This is a genomic window from Sphingopyxis sp. LK2115, assembly GCF_014595975.1.
GTDB lineage: Bacteria > Pseudomonadota > Alphaproteobacteria > Sphingomonadales > Sphingomonadaceae > Sphingopyxis.
Window position 1 is genome coordinate 1 of sequence record NZ_JABWGQ010000052.1, and the last position, 3,234, is coordinate 3,234.

2 protein-coding genes are annotated in these 3,234 nt (G+C 61.1%); both read right to left on the reverse strand.

What is annotated here, in order from left to right; translation table 11 throughout:
• Positions 1–563: 563 nt before the first annotated feature.
• Entirely contained in the window at positions 564–842 is a 279-nt protein-coding gene (locus HUW43_RS12245) for an integration host factor subunit beta (RefSeq protein WP_188237686.1), read from the reverse strand.
• A gap of 208 nt (positions 843–1,050) precedes the next feature.
• Positions 1,051–2,763 carry a 30S ribosomal protein S1 gene (rpsA, locus tag HUW43_RS12250; protein ID WP_188237687.1) on the reverse strand — a complete coding sequence of 571 codons (1,713 nt, stop codon included), beginning with the start codon at positions 2,761–2,763 and terminating at the stop codon, positions 1,051–1,053.
• Positions 2,764–3,234: the final 471 nt, after the last annotated feature.

A 3,234-nucleotide genomic window follows, 5' to 3' on the forward strand; every position in this document is an offset into this window, starting at 1 on the left:
TACACCATCGCCTACACCGGAAATTACACCACGAGCGCGGACGCTAACGCCAACGCCGCGCTCGCATAGCCAACTGTTTAGGGGGGAAGTGGTGGACGCACTAGGGCTCGAACCTAGGACCCGCTGATCAAGAGCTGGCATTAAGCCATTGGCAAAGCATCGCAATTTGTTGAATTTGGTTGCTAGGGAACACGATTGCCCGGCTTGAGCGTTTGCAGCCCATTGTAGATCGTTGTACCCCGTGGCGGCCATTTGCCGACTTCTGATGGCCCATCGGGACTCCGTTCAGAAACACGAAATTCATTGAAGTAAAGAATCCTGGAAGCTGTCGCGCCGCCGTTGATCTGTTGCGGGCATGGAGGCGTCGGTTCTTAGGGCCGGGCGGATGTGGCGCAGCCTTAGATCATCCGCAACAACGCGGCTCGGCTCTAATCCCAGATAGAGGAAAGCCGGGGGTCACGTCAGTTTCGATAAGGTCATTACGAGCGCCGCCATGCAAACTCCAGCGATCGAACTGGAGATTGCTTCGCTGCGCTCGTAATGAGGATATTGTTGGGTCGCGCTCAGCTGTTCAGCCGCTCGCGCATTTCCTTGCCGGGTTTGAAATAAGGCACCTTTTTCGCCTTCACTTCGACAGCCGCGCCGGTGCGCGGGTTGCGGCCGGTGCGCGATTCGCGCGCGCGCGTCGAAAAGGCGCCGAAGCCGCGCAGTTCCACGCGACCGCCGAGCGCGAGCTGGTCGACGATGGAATCGAAGAAAGTGTCGATGATACGTTCGACCTCCTCCAGCCGCAAATCGCTGTTTTCGTTCGCGATCTTCTGAACCAGTTCTGACCGGATCATGTGCTTCCCCTATCTCGCATAGCCACGCTTTGCCCGCAAATGCAGGCGCATCGATCGTTGCCGTCGATTGTGCGTGAGACCCCTCCCAACGCGCGGACAGGGTATCATGAATCACTGTTCGGTCAAAATATATCACTGAAAGAAAAAGGCCCGCAGAGTGTCCCTCTGCGGGCCTTTTCGATTGCCTTGCGGCAGACCGAAGAAATTATCAGTCCTTTTTGCCGGCCTTCAGCGCTTCGCCGAGAATGTCGCCAAGCGACGCGCCCGAATCCGACGAACCATATTGCGCAACGGCTTCCTTCTCTTCCGCGATCTGCATCGCCTTGACAGAGAAGTTCGGCTTTTTCGAACGATCGAAGCCGACAACCATCGCGTCGAACTTCTGACCGACCTGATAACGCTCGGGGCGCTGTTCGTCGCGGTCGCGGCCAAGGTCGGCGCGCTTGATGAAGCCCGTGGCGCCGGCTTCGCCGGCCTGCACTTCAAGGCCGTTGTCGCGGACTTCGAGGACCGAAACGGTGACGATGTCGTTCTTCTTCAGCGAGCCGGCAGCAGCGGCGCCGCCGCCAACGGCGGGAGCGCCCTTTTCAAGCTGCTTGATGCCGAGGCTGATGCGTTCCTTCTCGACATCGACGTCGAGGACGACAACCTGCACAGTCTCGCCCTTGCGGTGGAGGTGCAGCGCTTCTTCGCCCGAAATGCCCCATGCGATGTCCGACATGTGAACCATGCCGTCGACGTCGCCCGGCAGGCCGACGAACAGACCGAATTCGGTCGCGTTCTTGACTTCGCCTTCGACGACCGAGCCGACCGGATGCGCTTCGGCAAAGGCGCCCCAGGGGTTCGACTGCGCCTGCTTGAGGCCCAGCGAGATGCGGCGCTTGTCGCTGTCGACCTCGAGGACGATGACGTCGACTTCCTGACTGGTCGAGACGATCTTGCCGGGGTGGACGTTCTTCTTGACCCACGACATTTCGCTGACGTGGACCAGGCCTTCGATGCCGGGTTCGAGTTCGACGAACGCACCATAATCGGTGATGTTGGTCACCGTGCCCGACAGTTTCGCCCCGACCGGATATTTGGCCGCGACGCCTTCCCACGGATCGCTTTCAAGCTGCTTCATGCCCAGGCTGATGCGCTGCGTGTCGCGGTTGATGCGGATGATCTGCACCTTGACCGTGTCGCCGATGTTGATGATTTCGCTCGGGTGATTGACGCGCTTGTAGCTCATGTCGGTGACGTGCAGCAGGCCGTCGATGCCGCCAAGGTCGACGAAAGCGCCATAATCGGTGATGTTCTTGACCGCGCCTTCGATGATCTGGCCTTCTTCGAGATTCTGGATCAGGCCGCTGCGCTGTTCGGCGCGCGTTTCTTCGAGGATCGCGCGGCGCGACACGACGATGTTGCCGCGGCGGCGATCCATCTTCAGGATCTGGAAGGGCTGCGGCAGGTCCATGAGCGGGCCGACGTCGCGCACCGGGCGGATGTCGACCTGGCTGCCCGGAAGGAAGGCCACGGCGCCGCCGAGGTCGACGGTGAAGCCGCCCTTGACGCGACCGAAGATGACGCCTTCGACGCGGGCTTCCTTGTTGAACTCCTCTTCGAGCCGGTCCCAGGCGGCTTCGCGGCGGGCGCGGTCGCGCGACAGCATCGTTTCGCCATTGGCATTTTCGACGCGGTCGACATAGACTTCGACTTCGTCGCCGACCTTGAGGTCCGCCTTCTGGCCGGGCATCGCGAACTCGCGAAGCGGCACGCGGCCTTCGCTCTTCAAGCCGATGTCGATCACTGCCAGGTCGTTTTCGATCGCGGTCACGGTGCCCTTGACGACGCGGCCTTCAAAGCCGCCGTCGGCACCACCCAGCGATTCGTCGAGCATCGCGGCGAAATCGTCGCGCGTCGGAAAAGCCGTAGAGGCCATAAAATATATTCCTTACTTCATTGTTCCGGCCAAGCGGTTGGTTCCGCTGGTCTTGTGGCCGATCCGTCCCGTCCGCCGGATGCGAACGGAACATCGTCGGAGCGTTTCCGGGGCAAGGCGTGGGCAAAGCAAAAAGGGCGCGACGAGTGTGCCCCGTCACGCCCGGCGCTCGACATGCAAGCGACGGTTCATCCGCGCCTCGACCGGCAAAACGCCCGTCGGACGGCGCGCATATAGGCGGGGAACGGGTTTTCGGCAAGGGAAAAGCCGTGGCGACCGGCGATGGCTCCGAACAGCGGAGCTGACCAGAATTCGCGCGGAGACGCAGAGATCATCGCTTGGACCGATAGGCCCCGTGATGCTTCACCGTCGCAGTTCCAGACAGGTTGCAGGATAAGGCCGCTTCGCGGCAGGCGCCATCTCTGTGCGTCTCGGCGTGAATCAGGAATCCGTGCGGTCTCTGCCCGAATA